The sequence below is a fragment of the Halarchaeum nitratireducens genome (assembly GCF_014647155.1).
In the GTDB taxonomy this organism is placed as follows: domain Archaea; phylum Halobacteriota; class Halobacteria; order Halobacteriales; family Halobacteriaceae; genus Halarchaeum; species Halarchaeum nitratireducens.
This window is the reverse complement of the sequence record NZ_BMOQ01000001.1, coordinates 31,769-45,966: the sequence shown is the minus strand read 5'-3', so window position 1 is coordinate 45,966 and position 14,198 is coordinate 31,769. Positions and strand designations below refer to the sequence as shown.

At 71.1% G+C, this 14,198-nt stretch carries 13 protein-coding genes and 1 pseudogene; 11 read left to right on the top strand and 3 right to left on the bottom strand.

Features of this window, described 5'->3' with window-relative positions:
* Positions 1–224 precede the first annotated feature (224 nt).
* On the top strand, positions 225–2,441 hold the full coding sequence (locus IEX91_RS00245) for an ATP-dependent DNA helicase (RefSeq protein ID WP_188876292.1): 2,217 nt from the start codon (positions 225–227) through the stop codon (positions 2,439–2,441).
* Between the two features lie 44 nt (positions 2,442–2,485).
* On the opposite strand, the gene IEX91_RS00240 is transcribed toward IEX91_RS00245, so the two are convergent.
* Positions 2,486–3,382, bottom strand: a complete 897-nt coding sequence (locus IEX91_RS00240; protein ID WP_188876291.1) for an NAD(P)-dependent oxidoreductase — start codon at positions 3,380–3,382, stop codon at positions 2,486–2,488.
* Positions 3,383–3,420: 38 nt separating this feature from the next.
* On the bottom strand, positions 3,421–3,933 hold the full coding sequence (locus IEX91_RS00235) for a 2'-5' RNA ligase family protein (protein WP_188876290.1): 513 nt from the start codon (positions 3,931–3,933) through the stop codon (positions 3,421–3,423).
* A 311-nt stretch (positions 3,934–4,244) separates the two neighbouring features.
* Between IEX91_RS00235 and IEX91_RS00230 the strand changes: the two genes are divergently transcribed.
* The 9 genes and pseudogenes from IEX91_RS00230 to IEX91_RS16675 all read left to right on the top strand — a co-directional run.
* Entirely contained in the window at positions 4,245–5,456 is a 1,212-nt protein-coding gene (locus IEX91_RS00230) for an argininosuccinate synthase (RefSeq protein ID WP_188876289.1), read from the top strand.
* Positions 5,457–5,458: 2 nt separating this feature from the next.
* Positions 5,459–6,925, top strand: a complete 1,467-nt coding sequence (argH, locus tag IEX91_RS00225) for an argininosuccinate lyase (RefSeq protein WP_188876288.1) — start codon at positions 5,459–5,461, stop codon at positions 6,923–6,925.
* Between the two features lie 236 nt (positions 6,926–7,161).
* Positions 7,162–7,326, top strand: a complete 165-nt coding sequence (gene lysW / locus IEX91_RS00220) for a lysine biosynthesis protein LysW (RefSeq protein WP_188873004.1) — start codon at positions 7,162–7,164, stop codon at positions 7,324–7,326.
* 33 nt (positions 7,327–7,359) lie between these two features.
* Positions 7,360–8,232, top strand: coding sequence for a lysine biosynthesis protein LysX (lysX, locus tag IEX91_RS00215; protein WP_188876901.1), 873 nt, complete (start codon positions 7,360–7,362; stop codon positions 8,230–8,232).
* The gene (gene argC, locus IEX91_RS00210; RefSeq protein ID WP_188876287.1) at positions 8,229–9,263 is read left to right on the top strand and encodes an N-acetyl-gamma-glutamyl-phosphate reductase; all 1,035 of its coding nucleotides are present in this window, start codon (positions 8,229–8,231) and stop codon (positions 9,261–9,263) included. The genes lysX and argC overlap by 4 nt, the downstream gene beginning before the upstream one ends.
* Positions 9,264–10,400, top strand: coding sequence for an aspartate aminotransferase family protein (locus IEX91_RS00205; protein ID WP_188876286.1), 1,137 nt, complete (start codon positions 9,264–9,266; stop codon positions 10,398–10,400).
* On the top strand, positions 10,397–11,449 hold the full coding sequence (locus IEX91_RS00200) for a [LysW]-lysine hydrolase (RefSeq protein ID WP_188876285.1): 1,053 nt from the start codon (positions 10,397–10,399) through the stop codon (positions 11,447–11,449). Before IEX91_RS00205 ends, IEX91_RS00200 begins: the two co-directional genes overlap by 4 nt.
* Complete coding sequence (gene argF, locus IEX91_RS00195; protein WP_188876284.1) at positions 11,446–12,333, top strand: ornithine carbamoyltransferase; 888 nt, start codon at positions 11,446–11,448, stop codon at positions 12,331–12,333. Before IEX91_RS00200 ends, argF begins: the two co-directional genes overlap by 4 nt.
* A gap of 119 nt (positions 12,334–12,452) precedes the next feature.
* Positions 12,453–12,677: pseudogene (locus IEX91_RS16675) on the top strand (helix-turn-helix domain-containing protein); the annotation flags it as partial.
* On the opposite strand, the gene IEX91_RS00185 reads toward IEX91_RS16675, so the two are convergent.
* Positions 12,632–12,826, bottom strand: coding sequence for a hypothetical protein (locus IEX91_RS00185; protein WP_188876283.1), 195 nt, complete (start codon positions 12,824–12,826; stop codon positions 12,632–12,634). The pseudogene IEX91_RS16675 and the gene IEX91_RS00185 sit on opposite strands and share 46 nt — an antisense overlap.
* Positions 12,827–12,911: 85 nt before the next feature.
* On the opposite strand from IEX91_RS00185, the gene thrC reads away from it, so the two are divergent.
* Positions 12,912–14,159, top strand: coding sequence for a threonine synthase (thrC, locus tag IEX91_RS00180; protein ID WP_188876282.1), 1,248 nt, complete (start codon positions 12,912–12,914; stop codon positions 14,157–14,159).
* The last annotated feature ends 39 nt before the right edge of the window (positions 14,160–14,198 follow it).

Here is a 14,198-nt window from a genome sequence, read left to right as displayed (position 1 = left end):
TTCGACGGGTTCGAAGGTCGAAGGATGACCCGATCGAGCGGGCGATCGCGCCCGTCGTCGCGCCCGTGATCGTCGCCGCGGTCCCCCACGCCGCGGACGGCGAACGCCTCGTGGAGCCGGTGACCGAGGTCGGGAACTGAGGCGGCGGGGGGAGTCGGGGCGTCGACGGCGCGCGACCGTATCCGACCGCGGGACTTTATAGCGTGACGCACCCAGAGACTGCCGTGGCAGCCAGCGACCGGGACGCGGACGCGGATGCGGAGTACCTCCGGTTCTTCCCGAAGCCGTCGCCGTACGAGAACCAGCGGGAGGCGATGGACCGCATCCGGGACGCGCTCGACGAGGAACGCGACGTGCTCTTCGAGGGAGCCTGCGGCACGGGCAAGACGCTCGCGTCGCTCGCGCCCGCGCTCGATCACGCCCGCGAGGAGGACAAGACCGTCGTCATCACGACGAACGTCCACCAGCAGATGCGACAGTTCGTCCGCGACGCCCGCGAGATCCACGCCGGCGAGCCGATCCGCGCCGTCGTCTTCCGCGGCAAGGGGTCGATGTGTCACATCGACGTCGACTATCAGGAGTGTCAGGTGCTCCGCGACAACACCTACGAGCTCGCGGAGACGGAACGCGACAGGCGCCAGCTCGAACGCCAACAGGAGGAGCTCCTCGACGCGGCGCGGGAGGGCGACGACGACGCCGCTGAGGCCCGGAGCGCCATCGTGGACGAGCTCGAAGCGCTCGACGACGAGCTCGACGATCTCCGCGAGCAGAACGTCTGCGAGCGCTACTACGAGAACCTCACGGCGGAGAGCGACGAGTTCGTCTCGTGGCTCTACGACGACGTCCGGACGCCGGACGACGTCTACGACTACGCGGAGGAGAACGGCCTCTGCGGCTACGAGCTCCTGAAGGACGCGATGGAGGGCGTCGACCTCGCGGTGTGCAACTACCACCACCTCCTCGATCCGGGCATCCGCGCGCAGTTCTTCCGGTGGCTCGATCGGGATCCCGAGGACGTCGTCGTCGTCTTCGACGAGGCGCACAACGTCGAGGACGCGGCGCGAGACCACGCCTCGAAGGCGCTCACGGAGAACACGCTCGGAGAGGCGCTGAACGAACTCGCGGGCGAGACGGAGACGGACGCCCGGGCCGAGTACGCGGAGAACGTCCTCCGGGCGTTCCGCGACGCGCTCGTCGAGACGTACGAGGGCGGGGTCGGCCCGCACGGCGACGGGCCGCGCTCGTTCGACGCGATCGGCGAGAACTGGGCGGACGTCCCGGTGGCGAACGACGAGAAGCGCGACGACCTGACGCTCGCGTTCCTGCAGGCGTACGAGGGGCGGGGAATCGGGAAGGACCTCGACGCCGCGATCTCGCTCGGCGAGGACTTAGAGGAGGCCTACGAGGACGCGTATCGGAACGGCGAGGCGACGACGCGCGAGGAGTGTCAGACGCTGCAGGCCGCCGAGTTCGTGGACGCCTACCTCACCGACGGCGACGCGCTCGGACAGTACCCGACGGCCGCGGTCCGCCGGGACGCGGGGACGAACGAGGTGTACGGCCGCGCGGAGCTCTACACCTGCATCCCGCGGGACGTCACGGCGGAGCTCTTCGACGCCGTGCACGCGAGCGTCCTGATGTCCGCGACGCTGCGGCCCTTCGACGTCACGGGGGAGATCCTCGGCCTCGACGATCCGGTGACGATGGCCTACGGGTTGGAGTTCCCCGAGGAGCGCCGCCGGACGTTCGCGGTCGACACCGAGCCGCTGTTCTCCTCGAACCGCGACGATCCCGACGTGCAGGACGCGGTCGCGGGCGTGCTCGCGGACGCCGCCGAGTTCACCGCCGGCAACTCGCTCTTCTTCTTCCCGAGCTACGGCGAGGCCGAGCGCTACCACGCGCTCGTCGAGCGGGCGGTGGCCGGCACGTGCTATCTCGATCGGGCGGGCGAACCGGCGGAGGAGTTGCGCGAGCGCTTCGTCGCGGACGACGACGCGGTGCTCTGCACGTCGCTCTGGGGGACGCTCGCCGAGGGCGTGAGCTTCGACGGCGACGACGCGCGGACAGTCGCGGTCGTCGGCGTCCCCTATCCGCGCCTCGACGCGCGCGCCGAGGCCGTGCAGGACGCCTACGACGAGGCGTTCGCGAAGCCGGACGCCGGGTGGCGCTACGGCGTCGAGATCCCGACGGTCCGCAAGACCAGACAGGCGCTCGGGCGTGTCATCCGCTCGCCGGACGACTACGGCGTCCGGATGCTCGTCGACAGACGTTACACGAGCGCGTCGCGGACGGGGATGCGCAAGTACAGCGTGAACAGCGCGTTCCCCGCCGAGGAGCGCGCGGAGATGGTCGACATCGACCCCGAGAAGCTGAAGTTCGCGGTGCTGAACTTCTACGGCGACATGGACGCGTGGGGAGATGACGGGCCGCCGGCGCCCTGAGCGCGTCGCTCGCGTGTTCGATCGCTCCCGCGGACCGACCCGACCTACTCCTCGACCCGCGCCTCGTCGCCCGCCAGCATCTCGATCACTTGCATGACGCCGGAGTTGTCGTCGCGGCCCATCCCGTTCGCGCACATGCTCTTGTAGAGCTCGTGGGCGAGTTCGGTGAGCGGCATCGGCGCGGCGTAGGTCTCGCCGGCGTCGGTGGCGATGCGGAGGTCCTTGTACTGGTAGTCGGCGAAGAAGCCGGGGTCGAAGTCGCCGCGGATCATGTCGGGCGCGCGGTTGTCGAGCGTCCAACAGCCGGCCGCGCCACCGGAGATCGCGTCGACGACGGCGTCGAGGTTCGCGCCGGCTTTCTGCGCGAAGACGAGCGCCTCGCTGACGCCGACCATCTGGGCGGCGACGACGATCTGGTTGCAGGCCTTGGTGGTCTGGCCGGCCCCGCTGGGGCCACAGTGCGTGACCGTCTCGCCCGTCGCCTCGAAGAACTCCGTGCAGGCCGCGAAGACGGCGGGGTCACCGCCGACCATGATGGAGAGCGTGGCGTCGATGGCGCCCTCCTCGCCGCCGCTGATCGGCGCGTCGAGCATGTCGACGCCGGCGTCGGCGAGGTCGGCGGCGAGCTCCTCGGTGGCGACGGGGTTGATCGTGGAGTGATCGACGTAGACGTCGCCCTCGCTGAATCCGGCCATCAGGCCGTCCTCGCCGCGCACGACGGTCTCGACGGCCGGCGTGTCGGGCAGGCAGGTGAAGACGACCTCGGCGCGTTCGGCGACGTCGCGGGGGGTGTCGGCGACGGTGCCGCCGCGCTCGCGGAGCGTCGCTTCGGGGTCGTCCGAGCGGTTGTGGCCGACGACGTCGTAGCCGGCGTCGAGGAGGTTGGTCGCCATCGGGAGACCCATGATGCCGAGGCCGACGAAACCGAGCGTTGGTGCCATGGTGTGACGGACGGCGGTGAGGGCCGAAAAACCTCGGTTCAGGCGGGGAGGCGAACGGCCTCGATCCGCTCGCCGTGGCGGGCGTCGTAGAACTCGAGTTCTTCGACCGTCCACGTGACCGGCGCGAAGTCGTGTCCGCGGACTCGCTCGACGGCGCGGGCGTCCCCGTCGCGGGCGAGCGTGACGTGTGGGACGTAGTCGTCGCCCTCGATACCGTCGACGCCGCCGAGGTCGGCGACGAGCTGGCGGTGGACGCGTTCGAGGCCGGGGCTCTCGACGGCGAGGTAGACGAGCGGGCCGGGGCCGCGAGCGGGGGTCTCGAAGACGCCGACGTCGGCGATGCGGGCCTCGAAGGCGGGCGCGCCGCGGAGGGCGGCCTTCGCCTCGCGGGCGGCGCGGAGGTACTCGCGGCGGTCGGCGGCGTCGAGGCGCTTGACGACGAGCGTCGCGTCCCGCGACGCACGGACGCGTTCGAAGCCGGTGAGGAGCGGGCGGACGTCGCGGAACAGCTCGCGGACCGCGGGCGGGAGGGGAACGCCGACGCTGTACACGCCGTCGCGTTCGGGACGGGCGCGTATCGGCCTTTCCGTCGACGCGCGACGCGCGTGCCGTGTGATGGCATACTAAACAAGTGTTGCAGAGTCGAAAGCGCTTAATACCGACACCGGGCAATGGTCGATCAACCATGTCGCGGCTCACCGCTCCCGCCGACGTTCTCACCCGGAGCGGCGCGGCCGACCGACGGCGACGACGACCGGGGTCCCTTTAGACCCCACCATATCTACTTCCACGGCCTTCGAGGTTCGACCCGCGAACCCCGGCGTATCGTCCACGACTACACGCTCACAACATCACACTACACATGTCCGACACCGAAACCGTCGCGCTCGCCTTCTCGGGCGGGCTCGACACGACCGTCTGCGTCCCGCTGCTGAAAGAGGAGTACGGCTACGACGACGTCATCGGCGTCACCGTCGACGTCGGTCAGCCCGAAGAGGAGTTCGAGGAGGCCTACGAGACCGCCGAAGCGCTCGGCCTCGAACATTACGTCGTCGACGCGACCGAGGAGTTCGCCGAGGTCTGCATGGACGCGGTCGGCGCGAACGCCGACTACGAGGGCTACCCCCTCGGCACCGCGCTCGCCCGCCCCGTGATCGCCAACGCCATCCTCGACGTCGCCGAGGAGCACGACTGCACGGGGCTCGCGCACGGCTGTACGGGGAAGGGGAACGACCAGCTGCGCTTCGAGGCCGTCTGGCGCGGCACCGACATGGAGGTCATCGCGCCCGTCCGCGAGATGGGCCTCACCCGCGAGTGGGAGATCGAGTACGCCGACGAGAAGGACCTGCCCGTCGAGGCGGGCGACGGGGGCACGTGGTCGATCGACACGAACCTCTGGAGTCGCTCCATCGAGGGCGGGGAGCTGGAGGATCCGGGGTACGTCCCGCCGGAAGACATCTACGAGTGGACGAGCCAGCCGAGCGACGAGACCGAGCTCGTCGAGATCGAGTTCGAGGCGGGCGTCCCGGTCGCCGTCGACGGCGAGGCGATGGAGCCCGTGGCGCTCATCGAGCACCTGAACGAGCTCGCGGGCGCCTACGGGGTGGGGCGCTCCGACCTGATGGAGGACCGCATCCTCGGGCTCAAAGTGAGGGAAAACTACGAGCATCCGGCGGCGACGACGCTGCTCGCGGCCCACGAGGCCCTCGAAGGGCTCGTCCTGACGAAGGACGAGCGGGACTTCAAGCAGACCGTCGACGAGGAGTGGTCCCAGCAGGCCTACGAGGGTCTCCTCGACTCGCCGCTGATGGACTCGCTCGACGCCTTCCTCATGCAGTCGAACGCAAAGGTCACCGGAACGGTGACGATCAAGTTCGAGGGGGGACAGGCCCGCCCGGTCGCCCGGGAGAGCGAGTACGCGGTCTACTCGGAGCAGGCGGCCTCGTTCAACACGGAGACCGTCATGGGCATCGAGCAGGCGGACGCGACGGGCGTGGCGAAGTACCACGGCTTCCAGGCGCGCCTCGCGCGCGACGCCGAGAAGCGGGCGAAGCCCGACCCGGAGGACGAGTAACGATGACGGACGGCGGGGACGAGAGCGGGGGGGCCGGCACGGCGGTGCGCCGCGAGCGCTTCGCGGGCGGGCCCGCCCGGGAGTTCCTCTCCTCGATGGCGTTCGACGACCGGTTGTTCGCCGCGGACCTCGCCGTCGACCGGGCGCACGTCGTGATGCTCGCCGAACAGGGGATCGTGGACGGCGACGACGCGAGCGCGATCCTCGAGGCGCTCGACGACGTGTCCGACGCGGGCTTCGAGGCGCTCCCGGACGGCGAGGACGTCCACGAGGCCATCGAGACCGCAGTGATCGACCGCGTCGGCCCGGAGGGCGGGCGGATGCATACGGCGCGCTCGCGCAACGACGAGGTGGCGACCTGTCTGCGCTACGAGTACCGGAAGACGCTGCTGGAGGCGGCCGAGACCACCATCGCGGCCCGCGAGGCGCTCTGCGAGGTCGCGGAGGCCGAGCGCGAGACCGTGATGCCGGGGTACACGCACCTCCAGCCGGCTCAGCCGACGACGGTCGCGCACTGGGCGCTCTCCTACGAGGCGGCGCTCGCGCGCGACACCGAGCGCCTGCTGGCCGCGTACGCGCGGACGAACCGGTCGCCGCTCGGTGCGGCGGCGTTCGCCGGCACGCCCTTCGACGTCGACCGGGAGCGCGTCGCCGAGCTGCTCGGCTTCGATGCGGTGCTCGGCAACTCGATGGACGCCGTCTCGGCGCGTGACTTCCTCGTCGAGGGCACCGCGGCGTTCGCGGGGCTGGCGACGACGCTCTCGGGGCTCGCGGAGGACCTCGTGGTGTTCTCGAACAAGGGCCTCGTCGAGCTCGACGACGACTACGCCTCCACGTCGTCGATCATGCCCCAGAAGAAGAACCCGGACACGCTCGAACTCGTCCGCTCGACGGCGGGCGACGCCTACGGTGGGCTGCAGGGGCTGTTGACGACGCTGAAGGGCCTTCCGCGGGCGTACAACCGGGACTTGCAGAACGCCTCGCCGCACGCGTGGCGCGTCGCGGACGCGGTGGCGGAGGCGACGGACGTCGCGGCGGGCGCGGTCGCGACGGCCGAGTGGCCCGCCGCGGCCCTCGAAGCCGCCGCCGGCGAGGGGTTCTCGACGGCGACGGGCGTCGCGGATCTGCTGGCGATGTGCGGCCTGCCGTTCCGGACGGCCCACGAGGTCGTCGCCGAGGCCGCTCAGCGCGGCGCGGACTACGACGCGCTCGATCGGGCCTGTGAGGACGTCCTCGGCGAGGGGATCGAGGCGTACGCCGACCGGGAGACGGTCGAGGCGACGCTCGACCCCGCGGCGAGCGTGGCGTCGCGCGACTCGGCGGGCGGTCCGGCCCCCGAGGCGGTCGCGGAGGCGCTGGCGGCGGCGCTCGACGGGTGTGTGACGGACACGGACCGCGTTGGCGCGCTCGCGGCCGACCTGGAGGCCGCGCGCGACGCGCTCGCGGCGGAGGTCGCGACGCATGCGTGAGCGACGCGGGCGACGCGTGCGACCGGGCCGACGGGAGGGACCGACGCGACGGCGGGCGTCGGTCCCGATCGCATCACCGCCTCGACGGGGGCGACGAACTATACGATATCTGGGACATCGCGGTCCCGATTCGAGCTTTCGGCGCGTCTCGCGCCGATAGAGTACGGTACGCGTTACTGTAATTTTTCTGGTAAGTTCGCCAGCTATAAGGTAGTGCAGGCTGAAATCGGAGTCGTATGACCGAATGCATCCAGTGCGGTGCGGACCTCGACCTGCACGACGACCTCGAAGTCGGCGAAATCGTCGACTGTGGCACGTGTGGCGCGGAGCTCGAAGTGACCGACGACGACCCGGTGACGCTCGAGGAGGCGCCCGAGCTCGCCGAGGACTGGGGGGAATAAGGGAATGACGACGACGTACACGGGGTGGTTCGCGTGAAGGTCGGCCTCCTCTACTCGCGCATCCGGAAGGACGAGAAGCTCCTCCTCGGCGAGCTCCGCGAACGGGGGCACGACGTCGAGAAGGTCGACGTCCGAAAGCAACAGTTCGGCGTGGGGAACCCGCCGGAGGCGCTCGCCGCGTGTGACGTCGTCCTCGACCGGTGTCTGGCGACCTCGCGGAGCAAGTACGCGACGACGTTCTGCGAGTCCTACGGCGTGCCCGTGGTGAACGACGCGACGACGGCGGACGTCTGCGCCGACAAGGCGAAGACGAGCGTGAAGCTCGACGCGGCGGGGATCCCGACGCCCGCGACGACCGTCGCGTTCGACGTCGATGCCGCGATGGACGCCATCGAGTCCTATGGGTATCCCTGCGTGATCAAGCCCGTCGTGGGCTCGTGGGGTCGCCTCCTCGCCAAGATCGAGTCGGAGAGCGCCGCCGAGGCCATCCTGGAGCACAAGAAGACGCTCGGCCACTACGAGCACTCCGTCTTCTACGTCCAGGAGTTCGTGGAGAAGCCGGGCCGGGACCTGCGCGTGCTCACGCTCGACGGCGAGCCCGTCGCGGCGATGGCGCGCTCCTCCGAGCACTGGCTGACGAACGCCGCCAAGGGCGCGGAGGTGACGGAGTACGACATCCCCGAGGAGGTCGCCGAGCTCGCACGCGACGCGAGCGACGCGGTCGGCGGCGGGCTCCTCGGCGTCGACGTCATGGAGACCGGGGACGGCTACACGGTCCCCGAGGTGAACCACACGGTGGAGTTCAAGGCGCTGAACGACGCCGTCGAGACGGACGTGCCCGCGGCGGTCGTCGACTGGCTGGAGACGAAGGCCGACGCGGCGGCGAACGCGGAGGTGTCGGCATGACGAGCGCGAGCGTCGTCGGCGGCAGCGGCTTCACGGGCGGCGAGGTGCTGCGCCTGCTCGCCGGCCACCCCGAGTTCGAGATCGCCCAGACGACGAGCCGGGAGTACGCGAACAAGACCGTCGGCTCCGTCCACCCGAACCTCCGCGGCCTCGACCTGCGGTTCGTCGCACCGGACGGACTCGAGTCCGTGGACGTCCTCTTCGTCTGCACGCCCCACGGCGTGACGATGGAGCACATCGAGGCGTACCGCGACCTCGCGGGGACGGTCGTGGACCTCTCGGCGGACTTCCGGCTGCCGGACGCGGCGCTCTACGACACGTGGTACGACGGGCACGTCGCGCCCGAACACCTCGCGGACGCGGAGTACGCGCTCCCGGAGCTCAACCGTGAGAACCTCGAAGGCGCGGACCTCATCGCCTCCGGGGGCTGTAACGCCACGTCGACGATCCTCGGCCTGAAGCCGCTGGTCGACGCGGACATCCTCACGCCGGACGACCGGGTCGTCGTGGACGTCAAGGTCGGCTCCTCGGAGGGCGGCGCGGGCGGCGGCGCGGCGTCCAGCCACCCCGAGCGCTCGGGCGTGGTGCGCCCGTACGCGCCGACGAGCCACCGCCACGAGGCGGAGATCGAGGCCTACCTCGGTCTGCAGGTCTCGTTCACCGTCCACGCGGTCGACATGGTGCGCGGATCGGCGGCGACCTGCCACGTCTACCCCGAGACGATGCCCGAGACGAAGGACCTCTGGGGGGCGTATCGGGAGACGTACGACGGCGAGCCGTTCGTTCGCCTCGTGGCGGGCGGCGGCGGCGTCTATCGCTACCCCGAGCCGAAGGCGGTGGCGGGGTCGAACTACGCGGAGGTCGGCTTCGAGCGCGACGAGCGCAACGACCGCATCGTCGCGTTCAGCGCCATCGACAACATGATGAAGGGATCGGCCGGGCAGGCGATCCACGCGGCGAACGTCGCGCTCGGCTTCGAGGAACGCGCGGGGCTCGACTTCTCGGGCCTCCACCCAGTGGGGAGTCCGTAGATGTCGGGCGCGGAGTTCGTCTTCGGCTCGAAGCCGATCGACATCGCCTCCGGGGATGGCGTGACGCTCACGGACACGGACGGCGACGAGTACCTCGACTTCGGCGCGTCCTACGCCTGCGCGCCGCTCGGCCACTGTCACCCGGACGTGACGGACGCGGTCGCCGAGCAGGCCGCCGAGCTGACGTACGTGCAGGGGTCGTATCCCGTGGACGTGCGGACCGGGCTCTACGACCGGCTCGCGGCGCTCGCCCCCGGCGACTGCTCGAAGGTGTGGCTCTCGAACTCGGGGACGGAGGCGAACGAGGCGGCGCTGAAGTTCGCTCGCCACGCCACGGGCCGCTCGAAGATCGTCGCCACGATGCAGGCCTTCCACGGGCGGACGATGGGCGCGCTCGCGTGCACGTGGAAGGACGAGTACAAGGAGGGGTTCGGCCCGCTCGCGGGCGACGTCGAGTTCGTCCCCTACGGTGACGAAGAGGCGATGAGCGAGGCCGTCGACGGGGAAACGGCGGCGGTCATCCTCGAACCGATCCAGGGCGAGGGCGGCGTCAACCCCGCACCCGAGGGCTACCTCGAACACGTCCGCGACGTCACGGCCGACGCGGGCGCGGCGATGATCGCCGACGAGATCCAGACCGGTGTCGGGCGCACCGGCGACCTCTGGGCGGTCGAGGGCGCGGGCGTCGCGCCCGACGTCGTCACGGCCGCGAAGGGGATCGCCAACGGCCTGCCGATGGGCGCGACGATGGTGCGACCGTGGATCGCGGAGAACGCCGGCAACCACGGCTCGACGTTCTCCGGCGGGCCCGTCCCGTGCGCGGCGGCGAGCGCCACGCTCGAAACGCTCGTCGCGGAGGACGTTCCCGGGAACGCCCGCGAGGTCGGCGAGTCGTTCCGCGCGGCGCTCGAGGACCTCGCCGCGGAGACGGGCGCGATCCGCGACGTCCGCGGGCGCGGCCTCATGATCGGCCTCGAAGTGAAGACGGGCGCGAACCCCGTCATCGGGCAGTTGGCGATGAACCACGGCGTCCTCGCGCTCCCCGCGGGTCGGACGGTCGTACGCTTCCTCCCGCCGCTGACGGTGCGCGAGTCGCACACCGATCGGGTCGTCGAGGGCCTCCGCGACGTCCTATGAGCGCGACGCGCGAACGGGAGGCGCGCGATCTGCTCTACGACCTCGTGGCGACGCCGTCGGTCTCGGGCGAGGAGGACGCGGTCGCAGAGCGCCTCCTCGACTTCTTCGCGGCGCACGGCCGCGAGGCGTACCGCGACGACGTCGGCAACGTCCGCGCGCCGGGCGACGACGGCGTCCTCCTCACGAGCCACATGGACACCGTCCCCGGCGACATCGAGGTGCGCGAGGCGGACGGCGAGCTGTGGGGGCGCGGGGCCTGCGACGCGAAGGGACCGCTGGCGTCGATGGCGGTCGCGGCGGCGCGGACGGGCGCGAGCTACGTCGGCGTCGTCGGTGAGGAGACGACGTCGCTCGGCGCGCGCCACCTCGTGGAGACCCGCGACGCGCCCGACGCCGTCATCAACGGCGAGCCCTCGGGCTGGGACGCCGTGACGCTCGGCTACCGGGGGTTCGTGAAGGGCGCGTTCACGGCGGAGACGCCGTCCGCGCACACGTCGCGTCCGGGGCCGAACGCCCTGGAGTACGCGATGGACTGGTGGCACGACGTCGAGGAGGCCTTCGAGGCGGAGGGCGAATCGGCGGTGTTCGAGCAGGTGACGACGAAGCCCGTCGGGATGGACGGCGGCGTCACGGCCGACGGCCTCGCGTTCGAGTCGTCGGTCGACGCCCAGTTCCGCGTCCCGCCGTCGTGGACCATCGACGAGGTTGCGGAGACGGTCGAGGCGTGTCTCCCGACGTACGTCGGCGAGGAGGCGACAGTGGGCGTGGAGTGGACGGACTCCATCCCACCGGTGATGGCCTCGCCGCGCAACGCGGTGGCGGCGGCGCTGCGCGCCGGCGTCCGCGCCGCGGGCGGCGAGACGACGCACCTCCGCAAGACCGGCACGAGCGACATGAACATCTACCACGGGGCGTGGGACTGCCCGATGGCGACCTACGGGCCGGGCGACTCGTCGCTCGACCACGCGCCGGACGAGCGCATCGACCTCGACGAGTACGACCGCGGCGTCGCCGTCCTGACGGCGGCCGCGGAGCGGCTGACAGCATGAACCTCATCGATATCGACGACTTCGACGTCCCGCAGTTGCATCGCGTCCTCGACACCGCCGCGGCGCTGAAGGCGGGCGAGGAGGAGCCACCCGCGCACCTCGACGGGGCGAGTCTCGGGATGCTCTTCGAGCGTCCGAGCACCCGCACACGCGTCTCCTTCGAGGTGGGGATGACCGAGCTCGGCGGCCACGCGGTCTTCCTCGGGAAGGACGACATCCAGCTCGGTCGGGGCGAGCCGATCAAGGACACGGCGCGCGCGCTCTCGGGCTACGTCGACGGCGTGATGGCGCGCGTGAAGACCCACGAGGACATGCTCGAACTCGCCGAGTACGCGGACGTCCCCGTGATCAACGGCCTGTCGAGCGAGGCCCATCCCGCACAGACGGTCGCGGACCTCCTGACCATCCGCGAGCACTGCGGGTTCGAGGACACCACCGTCGCCTGGGTGGGCGACGGCAACAACGTCGGCGCGTCGTTCCTCGTCGGCGCGGCGATGGTCGGCCTCGACGTCGCCGCGGCGACGCCGAAGGGATACGAGTTCAACCCGGACGCCGTCGAGCGCGCCGAAGCGTACGACGGCGACGTGACGATCGGACACGACCCCGACGCGGGCGTCGCGGACGCGGACATCGTCTACACGGACGTCTGGGTGAGCATGGGCGAAGAGGAGCGGCGGGCGGAGAAGGTCGCGGACTTCGCTGGGTTCCAGTTGAACGAGGAGCTGCTGGCGAAGACCGACGACGCCGCCGTGATGCACTGTCTGCCCGCCCACCGCGGCGAGGAGATCACGGACGAGGTGATGGAGTCCGATCGGGAGCTCATCTGGGCGCAGGCGGAGAACCGCCTCCACGGGCAGAAGGGCGTCCTCGTCGAGCTCCTGTGACTGATCTGAGACTGGGATAGCGTTCGCTCCGTATCGGTGCGACGGCGCCGACGCACCGCGTGTCGGCGGCCTCGGGCGGTTGAGGGAGCGCCAGCGCGCGGCGTTCGACCGCCTACGACGGCGGCTACTTCGAGCGGGCGGGAGACGGCACCGCGGGAGAAGTCGCGGAGGCCGTGGGTGTCACCGCACCGACGTTCGACCAACACCCCCGGGAGGCCGAGCGGGAGGATTCGCCGGATACGCCGAGTGACGCGGAGCCGACGGGTCGAGGGCCGCGGGAGGCGCGAACCGGCGTCGCTCACCACCCCGGTCTGCGCGACTCGGAACCGTCGGCGCGTCGGTAGAGGAGGCCGGCGACGACGAGGACCGTCGCGCAGGCGGCGAGGAGGGCCGGACGGGCGAGGCCGTCGCGGAGGAGGAGGAGCGTCGCGCCGAGGGCGCCGAGGACGGCGCAGAGCGCGGCGGCGACGCGGACGCGGGTGGCTGTCTGCACGCCGTACGGTCGGTCGGGGGGCCACCTAAGCGTTCGGACGGCCCGTCTCCGTCCCCTATATGGTCGTTCGGGTGTGACATCCGGTATGGTCGATCTGGAACTCGGCGGCGAGACGCCGGCGGCGGAGACCGACGGGGTCTGGCTGGCGTGCGTGGCGTGTAGCGAGACGGTCGCACCCTACGACGACGTCGTCTACCGGTGTCCGGACTGCGGCGGTCTCCTTGAGGTGCGGTACGCGGAGTATCCGACGTTCGACGACTTCGAGGGGATCGGCGTCTGGCGCTACGCCGACGCGCTCCCGCTCCCGACGGGCGTCTCGATCCAGGAGGGGAACACGCCGTTGTACACGGTCCCGGAGATCGAGGCGGGCGTCGACGTCGCGGACGTCCGCGTGAAACACGAGGGGATGAACCCGACGGGCGCGTTCAAGGACCGCGGGATGACGGTCGGCGTGAAGGTCGCGGAGCGCCTCGGCGTCGATCGCCTGGCGTGCGCGTCGACGGGGAACACGTCGGCGGCGCTCGCGTGTTACGGCGCGCGCGCGGACACCGAGGTGCTCGTCCTCCTGCCCGCGGGGAAGGTCGCGGCTGGCAAGATCGCGCAGGCGGCGCTCCACGGGGCGCGGATCCTCGAAGTCGACGGCAACTTCGACGCGTGTCTGGACGTCGTCGCCGAACTCGCCGACCGCGGCGAGGTCTACCTCCTCAACTCGATCAACCCCTTCCGGCTGGAGGGGCAGAAGACGATCGGCCTCGAGATCCTCGAACAGTCGCGCGAGGCGACGGGCGAGTGGCCGGATCGGATCGTCCTTCCTGTGGGTAATGCGGGCAACACCGCGGCGCTCTACAAGTGTTTCCGCGAGCTCGTCGCCGCCGGCGCGATGGACGAAGCGGAGATGCCGGCGCTCACGGGCGTCCAAGCCGAGGGCGCGGCGCCGATGGTGGAGGCGGTGCGCGAGGGGAACGACGAGGTGCGACGCTGGGACGACGTCGAGACGCGCGCGACCGCGATCCGGATCGGCAACCCCGTGAACGCGCCGAAGGCCCTGCCGGGGATCCGAGCGACGGGCGGCACGGCGGTCGCGGTCTCGGACGACGAGATCACGGACGCCCAGCGCTCGCTCGCGCGCGACGGCGTCGGCGTCGAGCCGGCCTCCGCGGCGTCCGTCGCGGGGTTACGGAAGCTCAGCGAACGGGGCGAGATCGGCGCGGACGAGCAGGTCGTCTGTCTCACGACCGGGCACCTGCTGAAGGACCCGGACGCGGCGGCCGCGGCCGGCGGCGACACGACGCCCGTCCCCGCGGACGCGGACGGCGTGCTGGACGCGCTGTGAGCTGATAGAGGCGGCGAGAATAGAGACGGCGAGAAGTGC